General features: G+C 39.7%; 16 protein-coding genes. 6 read left to right on the top strand and 10 right to left on the bottom strand.

Going from position 1 to position 21,158, the window contains the following annotated elements:
* Positions 1-131 precede the first annotated feature (131 nt).
* Positions 132-1,352 carry an EAL and HDOD domain-containing protein gene (locus AC0UA9_RS10090; protein WP_475659681.1) on the bottom strand — a complete coding sequence of 407 codons (1,221 nt, stop codon included), beginning with the start codon at positions 1,350-1,352 and terminating at the stop codon, positions 132-134.
* Between the two features lie 224 nt (positions 1,353-1,576).
* Here AC0UA9_RS10090 and putP point away from each other — a divergent pair, with 224 nt between their 5' ends.
* Positions 1,577-3,064 carry a sodium/proline symporter PutP gene (gene putP, locus AC0UA9_RS10085; protein ID WP_475659680.1) on the top strand — a complete coding sequence of 496 codons (1,488 nt, stop codon included), beginning with the start codon at positions 1,577-1,579 and terminating at the stop codon, positions 3,062-3,064.
* Between the two features lie 212 nt (positions 3,065-3,276).
* Entirely contained in the window at positions 3,277-4,944 is a 1,668-nt protein-coding gene (locus tag AC0UA9_RS10080) for a protein adenylyltransferase SelO (RefSeq protein ID WP_475659679.1), read from the top strand.
* Between the two features lie 49 nt (positions 4,945-4,993).
* Here AC0UA9_RS10080 and AC0UA9_RS10075 read toward each other — a convergent pair whose 3' ends face one another.
* From AC0UA9_RS10075 to AC0UA9_RS10040, 8 genes are read right to left on the bottom strand one after another with little or no spacing between them, the layout of a single operon-like run.
* Positions 4,994-5,710: a DUF3379 family protein gene (locus AC0UA9_RS10075; protein WP_475659677.1), complete on the bottom strand. Its 717-nt coding sequence runs from the start codon at positions 5,708-5,710 to the stop codon at positions 4,994-4,996.
* 19 nt (positions 5,711-5,729) lie between these two features.
* Positions 5,730-6,248: a sigma-70 family RNA polymerase sigma factor gene (locus tag AC0UA9_RS10070; protein WP_475659675.1), complete on the bottom strand. Its 519-nt coding sequence runs from the start codon at positions 6,246-6,248 to the stop codon at positions 5,730-5,732.
* A 57-nt stretch (positions 6,249-6,305) separates the two neighbouring features.
* A complete protein-coding gene (locus AC0UA9_RS10065; RefSeq protein ID WP_475659674.1) occupies positions 6,306-8,045 on the bottom strand; it encodes a BatD family protein in 1,740 nt (579 codons plus the stop codon).
* Positions 8,039-10,063, bottom strand: a complete 2,025-nt coding sequence (locus tag AC0UA9_RS10060; RefSeq protein WP_475659673.1) for a vWA domain-containing protein — start codon at positions 10,061-10,063, stop codon at positions 8,039-8,041. Before AC0UA9_RS10060 ends, AC0UA9_RS10065 begins: the two co-directional genes overlap by 7 nt.
* A 33-nt stretch (positions 10,064-10,096) precedes the next feature.
* Entirely contained in the window at positions 10,097-11,086 is a 990-nt protein-coding gene (locus tag AC0UA9_RS10055; protein WP_475659672.1) for a vWA domain-containing protein, read from the bottom strand.
* Positions 11,083-11,664, bottom strand: a complete 582-nt coding sequence (locus AC0UA9_RS10050) for a DUF4381 domain-containing protein (protein ID WP_475659670.1) — start codon at positions 11,662-11,664, stop codon at positions 11,083-11,085. The genes AC0UA9_RS10055 and AC0UA9_RS10050 overlap by 4 nt, the downstream gene beginning before the upstream one ends.
* Entirely contained in the window at positions 11,652-12,731 is a 1,080-nt protein-coding gene (locus AC0UA9_RS10045; RefSeq protein WP_475659668.1) for a DUF58 domain-containing protein, read from the bottom strand. The genes AC0UA9_RS10050 and AC0UA9_RS10045 overlap by 13 nt, the downstream gene beginning before the upstream one ends.
* Positions 12,732-12,772: 41 nt before the next feature.
* Complete coding sequence (locus AC0UA9_RS10040; RefSeq protein WP_475659667.1) at positions 12,773-13,738, bottom strand: AAA family ATPase; 966 nt, start codon at positions 13,736-13,738, stop codon at positions 12,773-12,775.
* A 414-nt stretch (positions 13,739-14,152) separates the two neighbouring features.
* On the opposite strand from AC0UA9_RS10040, the gene fadI reads away from it, so the two are divergent.
* Together fadI and fadJ are read left to right on the top strand one after the other, a co-directional pair.
* A complete protein-coding gene (fadI, locus tag AC0UA9_RS10035) occupies positions 14,153-15,457 on the top strand; it encodes an acetyl-CoA C-acyltransferase FadI (protein WP_475659666.1) in 1,305 nt (434 codons plus the stop codon).
* Positions 15,457-17,676: a fatty acid oxidation complex subunit alpha FadJ gene (gene fadJ / locus AC0UA9_RS10030; protein ID WP_475659664.1), complete on the top strand. Its 2,220-nt coding sequence runs from the start codon at positions 15,457-15,459 to the stop codon at positions 17,674-17,676. Before fadI ends, fadJ begins: the two co-directional genes overlap by 1 nt.
* Positions 17,677-17,830: 154 nt before the next feature.
* Here the strand turns inward: fadJ and AC0UA9_RS10025 are convergent, their stop codons facing one another.
* On the bottom strand, positions 17,831-18,616 hold the full coding sequence (locus tag AC0UA9_RS10025; RefSeq protein ID WP_475659663.1) for an AraC family transcriptional regulator: 786 nt from the start codon (positions 18,614-18,616) through the stop codon (positions 17,831-17,833).
* Between the two features lie 132 nt (positions 18,617-18,748).
* Between AC0UA9_RS10025 and AC0UA9_RS10020 the strand changes: the two genes are divergently transcribed.
* The gene (locus tag AC0UA9_RS10020) at positions 18,749-19,942 is read left to right on the top strand and encodes an MFS transporter (RefSeq protein WP_475659661.1); all 1,194 of its coding nucleotides are present in this window, start codon (positions 18,749-18,751) and stop codon (positions 19,940-19,942) included.
* 109 nt (positions 19,943-20,051) lie between these two features.
* Positions 20,052-21,086 (top strand): hypothetical protein, encoded by a 1,035-nt coding sequence (locus tag AC0UA9_RS10015; RefSeq protein ID WP_475659659.1) that lies wholly within the window; start codon positions 20,052-20,054, stop codon positions 21,084-21,086.
* Positions 21,087-21,158 lie beyond the last annotated feature (72 nt).

The following is a 21,158-nucleotide window of genomic DNA, read 5'->3' as shown; positions in this document are numbered from 1 at the left end:
TAAACGCATATTATCAATAGCTTTGAGTGATGAGTTTACTGCTTGTGTTTTATACTATCGTTTAAGTTTGCTGCTTTGTGTCAGGGCAGCAAAAGCACAATAACTGTTTTATCTCAGTATATTGAACAGTTTTACCCCGCTAACTGAGCTTGTTCGTCAGCCCAAGATAATGCCTTATTATAGTTTCTTGCTGTCTTTTCTTTATTAAGTTTTAGCTTGGTCATAACAATGGTTGTTTTATCCCATTGTGCTTGTTCAATAAACTCTACTAATTTTATAATGGCAGCCATAGCGCCTTTACGGCTTATTAACGGGTCTTTTATGTCAGCACTTAATGGAAGCTTGGCTAAAACACTCGCGAGCTCTTCATCTAAAATCGCATCAATCATAGATAGTAGGCCGGTTAAAAAAGCAATTGAAACATCTATATTAGCGTTTAAATCATGAGCAACAAGCTCACAAAACTTGGCACGTACCATGGCCGTTTTTATTAATTCAGTCGGTTTATCTGGGTTGGCCGTTACTGCAAACATTAACCCTAGAAAACGCTTTAGCTCGCCTGAGCCAAGTATTACGAGTGCTTGCTTAATGGTTGAAACCTCACTTACTCGTTTAAATATGGCTGAGTTTGCGTACCGAAGCAATTTATATGATAAAGACACATCTCGCTCAAAAACACGTGTTATACCTGTTAGGTCTAGTTCGGGTTTTGAGGTTTCATAAAGTAGCTCTGCCATAGCAAGTTGTGAAGGCGACAAGCTTTTAGTTTTTACCATTTCAGGTTTGGCAAAAAAATACCCTTGAAAGTATTTAAAACCAAGCTTTTCTGCAGCTTCATATTCTTGGTAGGTTTCTACTTTTTCTGCGAGTAAGTCAATATGCGGGTGATCTTTGATCGCTTCAATTATGTCATTGATTTGAGCAAAGCTTGTTGCTTGCATATCTACTTTTATAATTTTAATAAAAGGATAAAAATGCTGCCAAACTTTTTGGTGCTCGTAATCATCTAATGCCAGGATATAACCTTTGCTATGTAAATCCTTACATAGACTGAGTAGTTTTTTTCCAGGCTTAATGGTTTCTAAAATTTCAACAACCACCTCTTCATTGGTTAACATTTGAGGATAACCTTGCACTAAGGTCTCTAAAGTAAAGTTAATAAATGCGGGCTTAGCATTCGTAAATTCACTAATCTCCATATTAAACTTACTTGCCTCAATCATTTTACTGGTTGCTTCGTCACCATCTATATCGGGGAAGACATTATTGATACTATCGCGAAAAAGTAATTCATAAGCATAGAGCTCTTTATTTACATCTAAAATTGGCTGTCTTGCGGCGTAAAAGTACATAAAGTATGTAAGGTCTTTTGAGTAAAATCGATTGTTATTAATATACCTATTCTAATACAAGAAGCAAGATTGCTAATGTTTTGTTGTTGCTAATCAAGACATTTGGGCGTGTTGTTTTCTCATTGATTCAGGTATCAACAGGGATTTAAGGTTTATTTTTACTTGTTTTCTTGTTAGCGTAGTAAGATGTTTTATAAAATAAAAAGTAAGTTAAGGGGTTAAACTTGGAATTTGGCACATTAGTTTCGCTAGCACTCTATTTTATCGTTATGTTAGGTATTGGCATTTATGCTTTTAAAACCTCCACTGATGATGTTTCTGGTTTTATGTTAGGTGGTCGAAACTTAAGCCCGAGTGTTGCTGCCTTATCAGCAGGTGCATCGGATATGAGTGGGTGGATGTTAATGGGGTTACCCGGTGCTATGTATGTATCGGGTATGAGTAGTTTATGGATAGCTTTTGGTTTGGTTATCGGTGCTTTTTGCAATTATTTAATTGTCGCGCCGCGCCTTAGAACTTATACCGAAGTGGCAAATGACTCTATTACCTTACCTGATTTTTTTGAAAACCGCTTTAAAGATAAATCTCGTCTACTGAGAATTGTTTCTTCGGTTGTTATTGTTGTTTTCTTTACTCTTTATACCTCAAGTGGCATTGTTGCCGGTGGTAAATTATTTGAAAGCTCCTTTGGCTTAAATTATGAAATTGGTTTATATGTTACTGCAGGTGTCGTGGTAGCTTATACTTTTTTCGGTGGCTTTTTAGCCGTCAGCTTAACAGATTTTGTTCAAGGCTGTATTATGTTTGTGGCCCTTGTATTGGTGCCTGTTGTTGCCATTAATGAATTGGGCGGCTTAAGCGATGTACAAACAACAGTGAGTAATATTAACCCAGACTTATTAAACCTATTTAATGGTATGGGCACTATTAGCATTATATCTGCCATGGCATGGGGCTTAGGTTACTTTGGTCAGCCACATATTATTGTTCGGTTTATGGCAATACGCAGCGTTAAAGACATGCCAGCTGCACGTCGAATAGGCATGAGCTGGATGATAGTTGCTATTGTTGGTGCTATGGTCACGGGTTTAGTAGGTATTGCGTATGTCGCTAAAACGGAAACAACGCTTGTGGATGCTGAAACAATTTTCATTGTATTATCACAAGTTTTATTTAACCCATTAATTGCTGGGTTCTTATTAGCCGCTATTTTGGCAGCAATCATGAGTACAATTTCGTCGCAACTGTTGGTAACATCGAGTTCACTTACTGAAGACTTTTATAAAACCTTTTTACATAAAGAAGCTTCCGACAAACAACAAGTATTGGTTGGACGGTTATCGGTTGTGTTAGTTGCACTTGTTTCTATTTATTTAGCTTATGATCGTAACAGTACTATTTTAACGTTAGTAAGTAATGCTTGGGCGGGCTTTGGTGCTGCTTTTGGTCCTGTTATTATCGGCAGTTTGTATTGGCATAAAATGACCAGAAATGCTGCCTTAGCGGGAATGATTACAGGCGCTGTTACCGTATTACTTTGGATTTACTTACCAGTGACTATTAATGGTCAACCGTTAAGTTCAATCATGTATGAAATAGTCCCTGGCTTTATCTTATGTTCCTTGGTTATTTACTTTGTCAGTATTTTGTCTCCTCAACAAGACAGCGTCATATTAGCTAAGCATAATGAAATGTTGACCCATCACAGTTAGCTTATGGTTAACTTACGGCTAAGATCCGTAAGTGATAACTAAGCGATGCTTAAGGCATAACTTAGTTACGAGCAAGCAGTTTAAAGCAACGCGTTTGAAAATCGCTTATGTGGTTTCGGCTCGTTGCTTTATTATTTCTAACAGGTACTTTCCAACCCTTATTTTCTAATCGAAATAAAGGTTGCTAATAATTACGTAAATTGGATCAAATTTTGAAATTTTATAATAGTTATATTGCCCTAGGTAAACAATTTTATCAGCGCGGATTACCACAAAAAGTCCCCTCGCCAGTGCTTTTATTATGGAATAAGCCATTAGCCGATGATTTACTATTAACACATACACTGCAAAATGATCATCAATTATTAGCCCAATACGGCTCAGGCAATGAGTTACCACAAGGAGTAACTTCAATTGCGTTAGCTTATTCGGGGCATCAATTTGGTCATTTTAATCCTCATTTAGGTGATGGCCGAGCCCACTTATTGGGCGAGCTGTTAGATAACAAGGGCGTACGCCGTGACGTGCAATTAAAAGGTTCAGGACAAACCGTGTTTTCTAGGCGAGGTGATGGAAAATGTGCGTTAACACCCGCCCTACGAGAATACATAATGAGCGAGGCTCTTTACGCTCTTAAGGTTCCAACATCGCGCTGTTTAGCAGTAGTGGCAACAGGCGAGCTTATACACCGTGGCTTAGCTAAACCTGGCGCAGTGGTAACCCGTGTTGCGGCAAGTCATCTTCGTGTTGGCAGTTTTCAATACTTTGCAGCCCGTGGCGATGTAGAATCATTACAAACCCTACTCGATTATTCAATTGAGCGCCACTTTCCTGAAATAGATAAACAAGAACAAGATCCTATTAAAATAACCTCTACAGAGGATGATGACATAGCCACAAAACCACGTGCTCACAATGATTATAAGCAACAACGTATTTTGCAGTTTTTATCGTGTGCTATTGATAAGCAAATTATACTGGTCACACAATGGTTACGTATTGGTTTTATTCATGGCGTAATGAATACCGATAACACTGCTATTTCTGGTGAAACTATCGACTTTGGTCCTTGTGCAATGCTGGGTACTTATGATGAAGCAGCTGTGTTTAGCTCAATAGATGAATATGGTCGGTATGCATTTGGGAAGCAAGGAAAAATTGCTCAGTGGAATATGGCTAGGTTAGCTGATTGTTTACTCTTGTTACTAAAGCAGAATATTGATGTTAAGTACCGCGATGCTGAGAATATTGATGATGATCTAATTGAACAAGAAAAAGAGCAAGCATTAAAGTTAATTGAAGCGGTTATTCAGCAATATACAGCTAAATTTGAACGTGCTTATTACACTATGTTGGCAAATAAACTAGGGATGCATGAGGTTAATCAGACTAACACCGCGTTAATTGATGACTTATTAATAATAATGCAAACAAAAAAGCTAGATTACACACAAACGTTCCACTTTTTAACTAGGTCTTTGCGAGCAGCACCAAACGGACAAAAGCGAAAGGAAGAAGAGACAACTGCTGAAACACAAGGAGAAAGCAAATTGATGGCTCACTTGGCTGATTGGCTTAACACATGGGAGAAAACACTTGAACAGCAAAGGGTGAGTAAGTCACAGGCCGAAAAACTTATGTCAGAAAACAACCCGATTGTTATTCCTAGAAACCACCATATTGAAGCAGTATTAGATCAGTGTGAGCAACGCGTTATGGCAAAAATGGATTCAAATACAATAGGCAGTGAAGTTTGCGATATTGTAGACGAATTTCTTCAAGTAATTCGCTCACCTTATCATGCACTGCCCACTACTAGGTTTTATCAAGACGCTGGAGAAGATCATGACCAATATTACCAAACATTTTGTGGTACCTAGTATTGATAATCACTCAACAGATAAATAAAACGCGTCGTGTTAAGCTCGTTTATATAGACCACTTTATGTTGTTGTGAATAATACGTTGCCACTGGCTCAACGATTCATTTTTATTTGCAACAACCAAAACATTCGCTTGCTTAAAACTTAGTGATTCACCTTGCAAATTATTGTCACTAAACTTGTCAATAAAGGAGAGGTGCTCTATTTTTGGGATGATAAAAACAGCTACTGTATCAGTTAGCCCCTTAAACACTAAGTGCAGGCTTTTTATACCGCCAAACCGGCAGTAATTCGCTGAAATTAATTCACCTATTGATTCATTGAAACTACCATTAAACAAGGTCATTTTATTATTTAAGTCAGCTAAACTTATTGTGCTTTGGTCTGCGTTAGAAAAATTATCTTGCTCGTGGTAAACATGGGCTAGTGCATAATTACCTATATTATCGGTGTTGCTAGGCGAAATTTGTAAATAATTAATAATAATACCTATAACAACAGCAACCGAGGCTGCAATAGCTAAATGTATTCTGGCTTTACGCTTATGTTGCTGATGGCTTTTCAGTGTTTGGCGCAAAAGTAATTTATGCGATAAATCATCAGGAACATTAACTTGCATTGCTGCTTTAAGCTTTTCATCGAACTGGCAAAGATCTTGAGCGAGCGCTTTTTTATTCGGATCTACTTTTTGTGCTGCCAGTATATCTTCATCAATACTGGCAGGATCTGCATATATACTACGTCTATATTTTATGTCATCCATTATGCTATCACTCGTATAACTATTTTTTTTGGGTAAAGCTAACTGGCATTGGCGCTTGGTCTAAAGCATCTTTCAACTGTTTACGGGCTCTGAACAAACGAGTCATCACAGTATTCTTTTTTAAATTCAAAAGTTTGGCTATATCTTCGCCACTATAGCCGCCAAGTACCTGTAGCACTAAAGGCTCAGAATATTCAGGCGGTAACTGTGCTATTTTTTTTCTTAGCCAGTCGTTTTCGATTGTTTGCTCAGTGCTAAGAGAGTCTGTATCTATAATAGTTTCTTCTTCGTATTCGTTCATTTCAAAACGTTTACGTTCAAAACGCCTAGCATTTTCACGCCTTAAAATGGTAATAAGCCATGCCTTTGCTGCTTTTTCATCTTTTAATGAATCGAGTGCGCGCCACGCTCTTAAAAAAGTCTCTTGCACTAAGTCTTCGGCAACTTGTTTGTCATAAGTTAGCCAGTATGCATATCGGTATAGCTCGCTGTGAAGAGCCTTTACTAATGCTTCGTACCTCGATTGTTTACTGGCCATAAAAATACCTTTAAAGACTTGTTATAACAGACCCGTCTTAACTGAAATTTATTTCAATTAAGACGGGTTTAATGTGAAATTAGCCTTATTGGCATCTTTTATTCCATCAGCATTCACTTGTTGTACTAGTTTTAGTAGTGTTGCACCTTGCCAAAGGCTAGTGTTCGTTTCTTTGGCATACAAGTGTTGCTGTAGTTCATTAATAGCGGCGGAAAATTCACGCTTATTTATCTGCTTTAATGCTTTTGACAATGTTGTTATTTCACTACCACCTTGTGATAAAGAAAGTGCATTTAACCAAGGAACAAGCAAACTTAGGGCTTGTTCAGCTTGGTTTTGTTTACAAGCAGCCATCAGGGCAAGATAATGGTTGCTATCTATTTTAGGGGGTGTATGCGGAGTTTTTGCCACATTAGCGCGCTTTAAATACCTTACATGTAAAAGCCAGGCCAAGCAGGTCAGTAACCACAAAGCTAAAAACAGCCAGTGTAAATAATGGGTTTTCTCAATAGCCATAGGGACTACTGTTGTGGGTTGTGGCGTAGTGATGTCTTGCTCAGCTTGTAATAATGGTGCAGCTGCTGCGTGCTGAGTTACCGGTTGAGGTGCATCTGGGTTTGGCTGCACAATAATTGTTTGCTCGGGTAAGGTCGCTCTTTGCATTTTATTTGTGACTGTGTTCCACCAAGCTATACTAATTTCTGGCAAAATATATTCCCCAGGTTGGCTCGCAACAATAGCAAAGTTTTGCACTTTTTGGCTTATTAAACGTTTTTTTGTCAGGTTTGAGTGTAAATCAGCTTGATCAGGGTATATTTTTAAATTGGCAGGCGCTGTCATGCGTATTTTTGGTAGTTGTGCTTTGCCAAGGCCTGCGGCAGTTAAGGTAATCGTTCGGGTGATAGGCTCACCTACTTTAAACTCATTCAGGTTAGGCTGCCACTCTTGGTGTAACGAAAGTAGTTCACTGGGTAACCAAGTGTTGTTTGCACTGAGCGGAAAGCTATCGGGAATTGGGCGCACATTTAGCGCTAACTTATTGCCTAAAACGTTAATTGGCTTAGTTTCACCGAATGTTAAAAAACCAGACTGGCGTTTTGACTGCACCATAATGTCACCAGCAAACATGGGAGTTTCTAATGTTAACTCACCACTTTGTTCTGGGGTGATAGCGTATGAGCGTTCAATTATTCTATAACGTTTACCATTAATTATTTCATCAGTTTCTTGATCTTTACCTATTTGCTCAATCGTAGCGCCTGGTAATTTAGGCTCGGTTAATCTACCGCGTTGCAGTTGCGCACCTACGTGTAATCTTACGGTGAGGGTCACTAATTGCTGTACATAAACATCTTGCGAAGATAAGTCGGTTGAGATAAATACATCTTGTTGCTGCTTTGTGCCACCGGCATTGCTTTGCTCGATTACTTGCACATCAATCGCTTGTGTTTGATGACCATCAACTGTTAAGGCAGGTATAGTTAAGTTGCCTGTCGTTCTTGGAATTAATACTATTTTCCATTGAGTCGTTCTGCTCATGCTAAAATTAACGACACTGGTTTGCGAACTCATCTCGGTGCGCGCGACAATAAAATTGGTTAACAAAGGCGATGTATCTAGGGCGTCACGGTCAACACTGTCGTCAGCAATTACGGTTAACACAATAGAGTCGTTACTCATCACCGGGTTTGTGTCTATGCTGGCAGTTACTTTTGTTAAGGCAAGGGCTGTCGGGCTTATCGTTAATGCTGTTGTTAAGGCTAATAAGATAAATAATTTTAAAATAATTTTTACCACTGTTTGTTAACTCCTCGGGTAGTGCCATCTTGCTTACGTTTTTGGTATTCTTGTTGCATTTTATTGCGCAGTAATAAATACGGGTCGTCTGTTACCTTGTTTAATAACTGCTGATGTTTTTGTTCCATTTCTTGCGCTTGTTGTTCTGCCGCTATTTGAGCGGCAGTTTTATTTTGCGCTTGTTCAGCGGTTTCCTCAGCATTTTGTTCCTCTGCATTATGTTGCTCTGCTTGTCCTTCTTTAGCCTGTTCATCTTGCGCTGACTCACCCTGTTGGTTATTGTCAGGTTCGTCTTGGCTCTGTTGTTCTTGAGACTGCTCATTGTTTGTTTGATCACGGTTTGAAGAATTGTCTGCTTGATCATTGCTAGAGTCAGATTGCTGATCCTGCCCTTGCGCTTGGCTATCTTGAGAGTCACCGCCTTGCGAATCACCGTCGCTAGTGTCGTCTTGTGAGTCACCGTCTTCTGACTGTTCGCCGTTTTGTTGCTCTTGCTGTTTTTGTTGTTGTTGTTTTATTTTTTCTATATTGTCTTTAGCATCTTGTAAGTCGGGGTTTTTCTCTAGTGCTTTTTCATAGCTTTCTATGGCTTGTTCGTATTTTTGCAGTTGTGCTAAAGCATTACCCTGGTTATATAAAGACTGTGCACTGTTGGCAGCGTCTCCCTGTTTAAAGGCGTCTAATGCGGCTTGATAATTACCCGCTTTATAATGTGCGCTGCCTTGCCATTGGGGATCTTCAAACTGTTCAGCTGCGCTTTGGTAGTTTTTTTGATTATAATTGTCTTGCGCTTGCTGATCATTTGTCTGCCATAAGTTATTCCAAAAGCTTTTTGAACTATGCGCTAAAGTAGGTACGCCTGTTGGGGTAGGTTCAACTTGCGCGTCTGCGCTTGTACTAGTTGTAGCAGCAACACTAGTCGGAGTAACTAAAGTGAACGACAGTAAAAAAAGCAAAGGTAAGCAAGACAATGGTACCATTAGCAGGGCGCTTCCTCGGCGAAAATAGCTGAGCACTAAGGGGAGCACAAATATTAATAGCCAAGCGCCATGCTCTTGCCACTGGTCTCCTGATTGCTGACTCTCTTGCTTTTCGTTTTTATGCTTTGCTGACATTTTGTCTGTTGATAGTAAATTGTTTATATCGCTGTCGTCATTTTGTATACTTTGATAATTACCTTGCCCTCGTGATGCTAACGCCTGTAGTTTTTGGCTCGGTAGTCGTGGCACAACAATAGCCCCTCGGTTATCTTTTAATAACTCACCACTTGGTAAAGTGATCGGTGCGCCATTTTCAGTGCCAATACCTAAAATATTTAATTGGTGGCCAAATTGATTCGACCAATCATAAATGTCTGCTATTTCACTATTATCAACATCATCGGTGAACCAATAAATATCCCCTTTGAGGTGTCCAGCATTAATCAGCATATTGTGTGCCATTGTTAATGCTGCTAGCGGGTTTGCGCCGAGTACAGGCATAATCTCAGGTGACAGCGAGGGCAACAACAATTCAATGTTTTTAATATCTTGTGTTAAAGGGCTAATAATAAAGGCATCACCTGCATAGGCGATTAACCCAGTATCACCTTCATTAATTTTATTGAGTAAATCTATGGCTTTAAAACGCGCTCTTGTTAACCTATTAGGTTTAATGTCTGTAGCATACATGGAGTAAGACATATCCATTATCAGTACTGAACCTCGCTCTGTTTGATAGACAGGTTGGGGCAGTTTTTGCCAAACAGGACCAGCTAATGCAATGATAGTTAACAAGCCGATAATAAACGGTTTTAACAAAAAGGTTTGGACGCCAATATTGTGCTGCTGCGCTTTAGTTGTTGAATTGCCTTCCACTAATACCTGACTTAAGTGGCTTGGTAAAAATTGCTGCCAAGGGGATTGGTAAAAACGGTGTTTTTTTAATAACCAAAGCACTAAGAACAAAACGAACAGCGCTAAAAACCAGTATGGTCTGACAAAATGAAAATTGTTGATAAATAAAGTTAATGAAGTCATTGTTATAGTAAAACTCTAGGTTTCTTAGCCTGGCTATTGACGGCCAAAGCTGAATAAATTAATGGCTAAAAAATAAAGTGTACTGATTATAAAGGCTAATGCTAATGGTAAATAAAACAAGGCGGTAAGTGGCCTCATTTGTTGCTGTTCTTGCTCTATTGGTTCGAGTTGGTCAAGTAATTGATATATTTCATTCATGCTTTGGCTGTCTCTTGCACGAAAATATTTACCCCCTGTTTCCTCAGCCAGTTTTGTTAGGGTAGCTTCATCTAACTCACTTGACGGATTTACCCGGCGGGTACCAAAAAGTGTTTTTTGTAACATTACATCAGCGCCGACACCAATAGAATAAATAGTAACCCCTTTAGCAACTGCTAACTCTAGCGCCTGCTCGGGGGTTATTTTACCTGAGGTGTTTTCGCCATCGGTTAATAGCACTAACACTTTATTAGAATTTGGCTTAGCGTCAAAACGTTTAACCGCAAGGGCAATTGCATCACCTATAGCCGTTTTTTGCCCTACCAAACCTAGGTAGCTTTCATGGAGCATTTGTTTTACAGTTTTTCGGTCAAAAGTCATGGGTGTTTGCATGTAGGCGTCATCAGCAAAGAGTATTAGGCCTAGTCTGTCGCCAACGCGTCGTTCAATGAATTCGCCTAAGACTACTTTGAGCATGTCAAGGCGATTCACTGGTCGGCTGTTGAGGCTCATGTCTTCGACTTGCATACTGCCTGACAAATCAACGGCAATCATCATTTCTCGGCCTTGCGTAGGAATATCAACCGCATCACCTAACCATTGTGGTTGGCTTAACGCTAAAACAGCTAAAAACCAGCAAACAGATAGAACAACAAGGGGGACTTTCTTATTCGTCGCGCGAGTGACATGACTAGTATTACTTTCAATTAATTGCGGCATTATTAAGGCGGCGCTAGTTCGGTTACTTGGCTTTTTGGGTAACCAATAAATGAATAAAGGCAGCGGCAATATCAATAATAACCAAGGGTAAGCAAAAGAGATCATGCCTTAGCCTCCAAGCTTGCTTTGGTGGTACTTGAACCTGTGTTGAGTGATTTTGGCGGTATTGCGTGTTTTAACCAAAGCGTTGCCGCTTGGTTAAAACTGAGATCGGTTGCTGAGATAGCGGTGTTATCATCATGAGCTTTATATTGGTTTACAAAGACCTGCTCACTTAAACTGTTGAATTTCTCTTGGTGCTTGCGCGGTAATTTTGCGCTTAAAAACGCCTGTAGTGAATGGCCAAAGAGTTTTGCCAGCTCAGCGCGAGAAAAATAATGCATTGCTGCCCACTTTAGTAAAACCATAGTGTCGTTTACAGCAAGGTTAGGATTATTATTTAATTGCTTTAATGCTTGTTTTTTTATTTGATTACGCTGCGCGTGTTTTCTTATTTTAATAATGCTGATCGCGGTAAGTACAACCAGTAATGCAGCTAATAGCCACCAACCATAAGCAATAGGGAATTGAGTGATTGGCTCTGGTAGGTGAATGTCTTTTAAATCGAGAGTATTCGTTTGCATGACCGTCTGAGTTGGATCCTGAGTTAAACCTTGTGTTGGTAGCGTCTCTATTGTTTGCAAAATATAGCCCCATCTTTTAGCTGTTGCTCTAATGTTTTTGCAGCACTGAAGTTAAGTACGCGAGCACCTGCTTTGGCCAATAGCTGTGTACACTGCTCATTGATATTTTGTGCTTTTGCTTGATACGCGGTTGCACTATCATGCTCACCTAACGTAAATTGTTGGCGGTTTTTACCATCTGTTAGCGTGACATTCATTTTTATTGGGCTTGCGGGCAGTGCGCGCTCTAACGGGTCGTCAATTAAACATACCACTAATTCACAATGCTGGCTTATCTGCGTTAAATGGCGCAGCGCATCGTGTTGATCGCTATTGGCGGCTTGTTTAAATAGTTGACCATCAGTAATTAAATAAACTAAAGCGCCGGGTTTGGCAACATGCCTAATACGAGCACAGTTATCACTAAAGTAGTTACCGTTAACCGGCGTGCTATCCGCTGTTGTCGTTGTGTTAGTAGTCTCAGCTTTATTTACATTACCGTATTGTGCGTTGTGTTGCGCTAGGTGAAGTGTAGTGAGCGAATGTAAATAGTGCAATACACCCTCTTTACGGCTGCGAGGTTTAAGTTCTACATGTTGGTGTTGATTAAAAATAACGCCACCTAAGCGGTCACCACGTTTTTTTGCATGCCAGGCCACTAGAGCAGCTAAATGCGCTGCTTGTACAGACTTAAATAGTAGTTGACTGCCAAAGTGCATACTGGCACTTAAATCAGTTGCAATAAGCACAGGACGCTCTAGTTCCTCACGAAATAATTTTGTATGCGTTTTACCTGTTCTAGCGGTAACGCGCCAATCAATTGCACGAATGTCATCGCCAGTTTGGTAATGTCGCACCTCGTCAAATTCCATCCCGCGGCCCTTGCTACGAGACAGGTAATTTCCTGACATTTGCCCCTGCACATTTTTACGCGCAGACAAGTCAATAAGCACCGTTTTATTTTGATAATTTAATAGTTCAGTCATACCAAGCATTACGCCATTACTCTTAAGGCTGGCAAGTTGACTTTGACACTTATTTTTTGACAATGCCTGTTTATTACGCGTTAACTTTTGTTTAAACCACATAGTTATCAATGACCGTGTTACTTAATAGCACATAATAGCAACTAACCCACAGCAACTAAGCTTAGTAGGTGATCTATTAACTGGTTTGCAGTAATACCTTCTGCTTCTGCTTGGTAGCTAAGCATTATTCTGTGTCTGAGGACATTATGTAAAACGGCTTGAATATCTTCAGGACTAACAAAATCACGATTATGAAGCCATGCACGAGCACGCGCACATCGATCAAGTGAAATGGTTGCACGAGGGCTTGCGCCAAATGCTAGCCATGTTTTTAATTTGTCATCATAGTTTTCTGGTTGTCGTGTAGCCATGACCAAATCAACCATATACGTTTCAAGTGCTGGCGCCATGTGTATATTTAAAACGGCTTTACGGGCGCTAAATATTTCTGCTTGGCTTAATACCCTAAGTTGTGTTTTCTGTTGTGTAGAGCCAATAAGTGCTTCGCCGCGGTTAAGCTTAAGTATGGCTAATTCACTGGCGGCATCAGGGTAGTCAATCTCTAAGTGCATTAAAAATCGGTCTAGTTGTGCTTCAGGTAATGGGTAAGTGCCTTCTTGTTCAATAGGGTTTTGAGTTGCCATGACTAAAAATAACTCAGGCAATTGATAAGTTTTTCGACCAACCGTTACTTGGCCTTCGGCCATCGCCTCTAATAATGCCGATTGTACTTTTGCCGGCGCACGGTTAATTTCATCGGCGAGTACTAAGTTTTGAAATAAAGGGCCAGCCTGAAAAACAAAACTACCATCTTCTGGTCGATAAATATCTGTACCGGTTAAATCAGCAGGTAATAGATCTGGGGTAAATTGTATACGGTGAAAATCAGCTTCAAGGCCTTCAGCTAATGCATTTACAGCCCGCGTTTTTGCTAACCCAGGAGGGCCTTCTACAATTAAATGACCATTGGCTAATAACGCAATAAGTAAGTTTTCCACAAAGGCAGGTTGGCCAATAATTTGCTGTGATAAATGCTCTTTTAATGCTGAAAAGTGTTCAATTGCCATAATTATTTTGTCTTTCTATTGGGTTGTATAAGAGGTTGCCGTTTATTCTACTATTTTTACATATCGAGGTTTACGTTTGAATATTGAAACGCCCGAATATTGAAGTGGACTGAGTATATATAAGGCTGTTATTAAAGAAAACAAGCATAGCGTAACTTAGTTGTAACAAATATTTTCTTATAAAACTTGCTTAATGCACTATGCTGTATTAATGAAAAAGCATTTAAGTAAGTACTTGAGCAAGCAATGCAGAAGAAAACAGTGATTGATCTTTTTGTATAGTGAGTTATTATCAGTACAATACCTTAGAGGTCTGACCTCTTGCAGGGCTATAATTTTAGGTTTTTAAAATACGATGGGCGTTAAAAATAGGTTTTTAAATGCAATAACGCTATTTAACCGGAGAATCAGTACATGACAATAAAAATGACCACATCCACAGGTGAGCGTATCGCTGTAGTGGCCGGGCTTAGAACTCCTTTTGCTAAGCAAGCTACTGCTTTTCATGGGGTTCCTGCCGTAGACTTAGGCAAACTAGTAGTAAACGAATTACTACACAAACACGATATTGACCCAAATATTATTGACCAATGTGTGTTTGGCCAAGTAGTACAAATGCCGGAAGCACCCAATATTGCGCGTGAAATTGTATTGGGCACAGGGATGAATGTACATACAGATGCTTATAGTGTTTCTCGTGCTTGTGCAACCAGTTTTCAGTCAACGGTGAATGTGGCTGAATCCATTATGGCTGGCTTTGTTGAGGTAGGTATTGCGGGGGGGGCTGATTCATCTTCGGTGGCGCCTATTGGTGTGTCAAAAAAATTCGCTCGTACGTTACTTGATTTAAGTAAAACAAAAACCTTAGGACAAAAAATAGCGTTAATTAGAAAATTGAGCCTTAAAGATATTTTACCTGTTGCGCCGGCGGTTGCTGAATACTCAACCGGCATTTCTATGGGGCAAACAGCAGAACAAATGGCTAAAACCTATAATATTGCTCGTGAAGATCAAGATGCCCTAGCGCACAGGTCACACACATTAGCGACACAAAGCTGGGCAGAAGGTAAGCTTGATGGTGAAGTAATGGCAACGCACAGTGAACCTTATAACGCGTTTATCGATAAAGACAACTGTATTCGAGAAAACTCTGTTTTAGCAGGTTATGCAAAACTACGTCCTTGCTTTGACAAAAAACATGGCACAGTAACTGCCGCGACCAGCACAGCATTAACCGACGGTGGTGCCGCTATTTTATTAATGCGTGAAGGTAGAGCAAAAGAGCTAGGTTATAAACCGTTAGGGTATATCCGCAGTTATGGTTTTGCTGCCATCGATGTCTGGCAGGATATGTTAATGGGGCCTAGTTATGCTACGCCCATTGCCTTAAAAAGAGCGGGTTTAGCATTAGCGGATTTAGATTTAATAGAGATGCACGAAGCCTTTGCAGCCCAAGCATTAGCAAATATGAAAATGTTTGCCAGTAATAAATTTGCCCGAGAGCATTTAGGTAGAGATAAAGCGATTGGTGAAATAGACATGAGCAAGTTTAATGTCATGGGGGGCTCGTTAGCGTATGGTCATCCTTTTGCCGCAACAGGCGCTCGTTTAATTACGCAAACGTTGAATGAATTAAATCGCCGTGGTGGCGGTATAGGGTTAACCACAGCTTGCGCAGCAGGTGGTTTAGGTGCAGCTATGGTAGTGGAGACAGACTAATGACAGATATTAAAGAAGACATAACTAGCGAAGAAATGCCCGTAACCAATGCTAGCGAGCAAAAAAGTACTAACAGCGCTTTTAGCTTAGTAAAACAAGATAATGGTATTGCCCATTTAGTGATGGACGTGGTTGGTGAAACCATGAATACACTTAAGGCTGAATTTGCTGAGCAAGTGGCCGATGTTTTAGCCCAAATTAAATCAGATAAGACAATCACAGGCATTGTGCTTTGCAGCGGTAAAGAAGATTCTTTTGTGGCAGGTGCTGATATTAATATGATCAATGACTGTAAAACAAAAGAAGAAGTAATATCACTTTCTCGCCAAGGACAAATGATTTTTGCCCAACTTGAGCAATTAGATATACCTGTGGTTGCAGCAATAAATGGTGCCTGTTTAGGTGGTGGTTTAGAGCTTGCTATGGCATGTCATGCACGGGTTTGTAGTGATAATATAAAAACCGCTTTAGGTTTACCTGAAGTGCAGTTAGGCTTACTCCCTGGCAGTGGCGGTACACAAAGGCTCCCTAAACTTGTTGGTGTACAAAAAGCCTTAGACATGATGTTAACGGGCAAACAGCTTCGCGCTAAACAAGCGTTAAAAGCGGGTTTAGTTGATGATGTCGTACCGAATAGCATTTTAATTGAAACAGCGGAAAAAATGGCGCTTGTTGGCAAGTTTAAACGCGTAGAAAAATTTAAATCCTCGTTGGTCAATAAGTTTCTTGAAGGAACATCAGTAGGGCGCGGTATTGTTTATAACCAAGCTGAAAAATCAGTGTTGTCTAAAACAAAAGGTAATTACCCTGCACCAGTTAAGATAATAAATTGTGTAAAAATGGGCATGGAACAATCACCCGCTAAAGGTTACCAACTTGAAGCAAACTGTTTTTCAGACCTTGCAATGAGCCCAGAGTCTGCGCAATTACGTAATATTTTCTTTGCGACCACTGCAATGAAAAAAGAGCAAGGTGTTGCTGATGTTGCGCCTGAAAAAATAGTAAAAGCCGGCATACTTGGTGGAGGACTAATGGGCGGGGGGATTGCTTACGTTACAGCAACTAAAGCTGGTATTCCTGCCCGAATAAAAGATATTAATCATCAAGGAATAAGCCATGCGTTAAAATACAGTTTTGACTTGTTAAATAAAAAAGTGAAACGTCGCTTTATGCGCAATAGCGAAATGCAAAAGCAAATGTCGATGATCACAGGGGCTATTGATTACTCGGGCTTCAAAGATACTGATATAGTCGTAGAGGCAGTATTTGAAAACTTAGAGTTAAAACAAAATATGGTTGTTGAAGTAGAGCAAAACACCAAGGAAACTACTATTTTTGCCAGTAACACTTCTAGTTTACCCATAGGTAATATTGCAGCGAAAGCAGCACGGCCTGAAAATGTGATTGGTTTACATTATTTTTCACCGGTAGATAAAATGCCTTTGGTAGAAATTATTCCTCATGAATTAAGTGCGGGTAAAACGTCTGATCAAACCATTTCAACCACAGTGGCATTTGCTAAAAAACAAGGGAAAACGCCGATTGTTGTTAAAGATAAAGCAGGCTTTTACGTTAACCGTATATTAGCACCTTATATGAATGAAGCTGCTATTTTACTCTTGGCCGGCGAACCCATAGAAAAACTTGATAAAGCCTTGGTGAATTTTGGTTTCCCTGTTGGTCCTATGCAGTTACTGGATGAAGTAGGCATTGATGTTGGTGCGAAAATAGGGCCTATTCTCCAAGCTGATTTAGGTGAACGATTTGCAGCACCTTCTGCTTTTTCTAAGCTACTTGATGATGGACGTTTAGGTAAAAAAGCTAATAAAGGTTTCTATTTATATGGTAAACAGGCGAGTAAAGGCTTTAAGAAAAAAGGCAAGCAAGTTGATGAGAGTATTTATTCCTTATTAAAGGTAACACCAGCAGGCAGCTTATCAAGTGAGGCAATAGTTAAGCGCTGTGTTTATATGATGTTAAATGAAGCAGCGCGTTGTGTTGACGAAGGTATAGTTCGTAATGCCCGAGATGGCGACATAGGGGCTATTTTTGGTATAGGTTTCCCACCCTTTTTGGGCGGACCATTACGCTATATTGATACTATTGGTGCACAATCATTAGTTGCCCAATTAACGCAATGGTCTAAAGAGCACGGTGAACGCTATGAGCCCTGTGCCGCCTTAATTGCAATGGCTGAAAATGGTAGTAGTTACTATTAAACAGCGTGTACCATTAGCATAAAGGGTATCTTTTATACGCGAGTCCTATTATTAAGGCTCGCGTTTTTTATATTATCTACGGTGTTATCTTTACCGTAATGAAGGGACTGATAAAACTATTTCGCTAGGTAAGCAGCTAAATTATGTATTTAAATTATGTGTTTAAATCGCTCATGTATTTCATGGGTGATTTTTTCATGACTTTTTTAAACATAGTGATAAAAGCACTTACCGATTCATATCCTAGTAATTCTGATACTTGCTGGACACTTTGGTGATTAGATAATGCCTGCAGTGCAATTATAATATGCAGCTGTGTGCGCCATTTACCAAATGTCATACCGGTTTCTTTCTTTATTAATCGTGCCAAGGTACGCTCTGTTAAGGCAAACTGCTGCGCCCACTGAGGCAAGGTTTTTCTATTGTTTGGCTGAGCGAACAGCTGCTTACTCATGGTGTTAATTACGTTATTTTTTGACAGCACAAAATCTAGTGGTTGGATTATCATTTCAATGAGTTGATCAAACAATACTTGCGCAAGGCGTGCAGTTTTACCGTGTAAACTATAGTGTTGGTCGCATTCTGCTAAACGATACATTAACTCTTTTATTAATGGACTAATAGCTAACGTGCATGTTTTTTCTGGCATCCCCTGCATTTCTGGGGCAATTAACAAATGGCATAATTGTGCGTTTTCCGACGCTCTATTGCTATGCGATACTTGTGCTGGAATCCAAATAGCACTATGCGTTGGTACCATCCATATTTTTGCAGCAGCTTCGCAAGTGACATAACCATGTTGAACAAAAATCAACTGCCCTTTAGGGTGTGTATGTAAAGGAATCTCATGGCTCGCATGAGCGTATTCTACTTTAGCAATAACAGGCTGGGGCATGGTTTCAAAGTCTATAATTTCATCCCAGTTTGTTGGTTTAAACATAGTTATCGTCAGTTTTTAGTTATTTAATGTCATAATCTCTAAATTATAGCGGCAGAGAAAGCTATATACTAGCCTGCTTCTTTAGCGGCTTAAGTTTATTCGCATACAACGCACATTTTTAAGGTTTCTATTTTGTTAACTCAGCAGTCACAATCACGCTTGTCTAATGTATTATTAGTCTTAGGTATTTTATTTGTTGCGGCCAATTTACGTGCCCCTGTGACAGGGTTAGCGCCTGTGTTAGATCAAATAATAGTTACGTTTGATCTTAGTGCTTCACAAGCGGGCATGTTAACAACTTTACCACTGATAGCCTTTGCTTTAGCTAGTCCTGTTGCAGCAAGTTTAGCTAAAAAAAAGGGCTTAGAAGTTTCACTGTTTATATCGTTATTGCTTATTGGTTTTGGGCTAGCCTCACGGTTGGTTAATTCAGTGGCAGTGTTGTATGTAGGTACCGCAATCATTGGTGTGGGTATTGCTTTTGGCAATGTGTTACTACCTAGTTTAATTAAACGTGACTTTCCACATAAAGTCGCCATGATAACGTCAGCTTACGTACTTGCTATGGGGGTTTTTGGCGGGAGCTATTCGGCGCTTATTATCCCTTTGGCACAATATAAGCAATTGGGTTGGCAACTAGCTTTAGCTTGTTATGGGTTATTAACACTGTTGAGTTTACTTATTTGGTTACCTCAATTAAAGCGACAGACTAAACCCAGTAAAGATTTAGTTGAAAATGTCAGTAATATAAAAGTATGGCGGCAAGGACTTGCCTGGCAAATTACCTTATTATTAGGTTTTAATTCATTTTTTACTTATATTATTGTGGGCTGGTTACCCAGTATTTTAATTGAAGGTGGTCACAGCCCGCAGTATGCAGGTGCATTGCAAGGTGCTTTTCAAGTGGCCTCTGCCGCTCCGGGTATTATTCTTATTCCGTTAATGGCCAAGTTAAAAGACCAGCGCGTGCTCACCTTTGCGTTAAGTGCACTGGCCAGTTTATGCTCATTAGGGCTGCTATATTTGCCTGAATATGCGTCTGTGTGGTCGGTTACTATGGGGTTTTGCTCTGGCGCTTGTTTTATTTTAGGCTTGTCATTTATCAGTTTACGTACTCATGACTCCCATCAAGCAACGGCATTGTCGGGTATGGCGCAATGTATTGGTTATTTACTTGCCGCTTTTGGTCCAATTGTTGCTGGGGCTTTACACAGCCACTTTGGCAATTGGTCTAGTACACTCTGGTTGTGTGCTCTTGCTAGTGCTCTTTGTGCTATATTTGGTTATTTAGGTGGACGTAATATTACAATGCAAAAACATGTATAAGCCTTTATAGGGATATTCATTAAGACAAAAGATACCCAAGCAAGATAGCATTGTTATGTTATATTTGAACAAAAAATTAACTAAAGAAAGTTAACATCTGCGAGAGCGAATGCCTAAGAAAACGAGCTATTTATTAATTGCCATCATTGTTACTTTTCTCTTGGTTCTATGGAAAGGTTACCTTGACTCAATGCTTAACTTTGCCGACTTTAACGCTAAAACGCAAAAGGTGGCAGCGCCATTGAGTCAGTCTCAAAGTGTACAAGTCTACGAGAAAAAACCGTCAGTTGAGCAAAATGTGAAGCAATCCCTTAACAGTAATCCTGCTGATAAACCTCAGTCACAAGGCGTACAATATAAACAAACGTTAGCGTGTGTCAGACCAGAAAGTCTCGCATTGGGGGATCAATATTTTCAGCTGCACACTAACCTTAATAATACCGCCAATCAGTTCACGCGGGCTTTACGAAAAAAGTTGGATGTCACTTTTAAAGACATTGAACATTCACTAAACATCCCATTAAATAAAACAGTGCTATTAAATATCTTGTTTGAAAGTTCACGAACTGCGTATGAAGAGCAAGTAAGAAAATATAGGCGTAACCCTGAAGGTAACCAGGGCATGTACATTGGTTACTACAATATTGCGCTGGTTGAGGTAAAAAATTATCACCAAGGTATTCGTGTAGCGGTTCATGAAGCGATACATGCGTTAAATTATGCATACTTTGGTTATACACTACGCTTTATTAATGAAGGTATGGCAGAATATTACGAGGCAATATCAGACAATGGTGACATTCCTTTGTTTGATTTCACCTGGTTGAAACACCGACAATACCCAGAGCAAATATCGACCTTATTGTTTTCTAATACCGACTGGCATGGCGAAAAAACACACGAGTTATACCAACAAAGTAAAGCCTTATTTTATTTTTTAATGAGTAATGAGCATGGCAGGCAACTTCTTTGGGCTATATTAGCGAAAGAAAGCGTAGAGCCTTGCTCAGTGTTATCTGAAGAAGTTATTGAACAATTGCTTTTTGAGCACTACCCTAATCATCAACAAGAGTTTGATTATTGGTTTGAAGAAGGCCTACAACATTTTTTAAGTGCAAAAGATAATACCGACAGTAAAAGTTAATTTTTTACGTGCACGCGATTAATATAATACTGGCGTGACTAACCAACTTTAGTGAATAAGTGGATAGTGAGC

This window comes from Colwellia sp. F1 (assembly GCF_056238625.1).
This window is presented reverse-complemented; position numbering and strand designations above follow the sequence as displayed.

What these genes read in the sequence shown, in the direction of transcription:
- AC0UA9_RS10040 (WP_475659667.1), bottom strand. Translation starts at nt 13,738, where the DNA reads ATGGCAATTGAACACTTTTCAGCATTAAAAGAGCATTTATCACAGCAA.
- AC0UA9_RS10025 (WP_475659663.1), bottom strand. Translation starts at nt 18,616, where the DNA reads ATGTTTAAACCAACAAACTGGGATGAAATTATAGACTTTGAAACCATG.
- AC0UA9_RS10055 (WP_475659672.1), bottom strand. Translation starts at nt 11,086, where the DNA reads ATGATCTCTTTTGCTTACCCTTGGTTATTATTGATATTGCCGCTGCCT.
- AC0UA9_RS10045 (WP_475659668.1), bottom strand. Translation starts at nt 12,731, where the DNA reads ATGTGGTTTAAACAAAAGTTAACGCGTAATAAACAGGCATTGTCAAAA.
- fadJ (WP_475659664.1), top strand. Translation starts at nt 15,457, where the DNA reads ATGACAGATATTAAAGAAGACATAACTAGCGAAGAAATGCCCGTAACC.
- AC0UA9_RS10060 (WP_475659673.1), bottom strand. Translation starts at nt 10,063, where the DNA reads ATGACTTCATTAACTTTATTTATCAACAATTTTCATTTTGTCAGACCA.
- AC0UA9_RS10015 (WP_475659659.1), top strand. Translation starts at nt 20,052, where the DNA reads ATGCCTAAGAAAACGAGCTATTTATTAATTGCCATCATTGTTACTTTT.
- AC0UA9_RS10070 (WP_475659675.1), bottom strand. Translation starts at nt 6,248, where the DNA reads ATGGCCAGTAAACAATCGAGGTACGAAGCATTAGTAAAGGCTCTTCAC.
- fadI (WP_475659666.1), top strand. Translation starts at nt 14,153, where the DNA reads ATGACAATAAAAATGACCACATCCACAGGTGAGCGTATCGCTGTAGTG.
- AC0UA9_RS10075 (WP_475659677.1), bottom strand. Translation starts at nt 5,710, where the DNA reads ATGGATGACATAAAATATAGACGTAGTATATATGCAGATCCTGCCAGT.
- AC0UA9_RS10090 (WP_475659681.1), bottom strand. Translation starts at nt 1,352, where the DNA reads ATGTACTTTTACGCCGCAAGACAGCCAATTTTAGATGTAAATAAAGAG.